Below are 1,248 nucleotides of genomic sequence, written 5' to 3'. Positions count from 1 at the left end.
GATGAACGCGACGTCGAGCGGATGCGCACCGCCCGTGGCGCGAAAGATCACCCCCTCGATGTCGCGGCTGTCCATGGTTTGCACGGACGCGAGATACGACCACTGGTCAGCGTACGGCTGAAAGCCGTCATCGACAAACACGCTCCAACCGTGCTCGCGTGGCTGCTTCTGCAGCGGCAGGGCAATGAGGTTACCGAAGCCGCCTTTGGGCAGCACATCCTGGTTTGGAAAGAGCCGGTCGTAGGACGTCAGTTCGAGCTGACGGGTCCGGGCGCAGGTGTGGCTGATGATGGCTGAGCCCATCCGTCGCGCGTCGCGTGCAGCGACGGCCGACGAGAAGAAGATCCACGCATGCGCGCCATTGCCTGAACGCGAGATTTCGAGCGATACGGGCACGTCCATCTCGAGGCAGGATTGCCGGAACGCCTGCGCATCGTCACGCCAGCCTTCCTCGTCGAAATCGACAGCGAGCAGGTAGCAGGTGCCGTCCGGCATCAGCGGATAGAGGCCCACCGTGCGATCGCCGGCCAGGTGCGCATAGACGACCTGGTCGTCCAGCGTCAGCAGTACACGATGCCCGCAGTCGGCGCAGCGGATGCGGGGCTTGTCGCAGATCCCGGCGCGCCATTCGTTGGCGCACGCCGGCGCGTAGCCGGATTTTCCGGAATTGCGGCTTTCCCAGCGTAGCGGATAGACATCCGTGCGACCGCGAAAGAGCCGCCGGAAGAGCTGTACCTTCTGCTCCGGCGAAAGTACGGGGGTACCCATGTTTCGCACTGCTGGCGATGGTTCGTTCCGGGTCACCCGCACGGGCTTTGCCTGCGCCGGAAGCGTTGCCGGCAGCAAGGCGGTGAGCCGCGCGATTTCTGCCTGCAGGCGTGTGAGCTCGGCGAGCAGCTCCTCGCGTGTGAAATTTTCCCAGTCTGCCTGTGACAGCTTGCCTTCGTTCATTGCTTCACCGGTTGAAACCCCCGTCTCCCATCGAGCACGCCGGCTGGCGCACATGTTCGTTGTTGCATATCATCGTCTCCGATATAGATCACCTGATTTTACCCACGAGCCATGTCTGCCATCGATCGCTACATCGAAGCCGCGACGCGCGAAAACACCCGGCGCAGTTACCAGTCGGCGCTCCGGCATTTCGAGGTTGAATGGGGCGGCTTTCTGCCTGCGAGCGCTGACATGATCGCGCGGTACCTTGCCGATCACGCAGAAACCCTGGCGGTCAATACCCTGCGCTCCCGGCTG

The 1,248-nt window shown here is 63.1% G+C and carries 1 protein-coding gene and 1 pseudogene; one reads left to right on the top strand and one right to left on the bottom strand.

All coding sequences use genetic code 11. The features are described from left to right. Nucleotides 1-951 (bottom strand): TOTE conflict system archaeo-eukaryotic primase domain-containing protein (locus VSR68_RS42450; protein ID WP_342945370.1); only part of this gene is annotated, 951 nt, incomplete at its 3' end. A 111-nt stretch (nucleotides 952-1,062) separates the two neighbouring features. Here VSR68_RS42450 and VSR68_RS42445 point away from each other — a divergent pair. Further along, a pseudogene (locus VSR68_RS42445) lies at nucleotides 1,063-1,248 on the top strand (Tn3 family resolvase); the annotation flags it as partial.

Origin of the sequence: Paraburkholderia phymatum (assembly GCF_038900715.1) — a bacterium.
GTDB lineage: Bacteria > Pseudomonadota > Gammaproteobacteria > Burkholderiales > Burkholderiaceae > Paraburkholderia > Paraburkholderia phymatum_A.
This window is presented reverse-complemented; position numbering and strand designations above follow the sequence as displayed.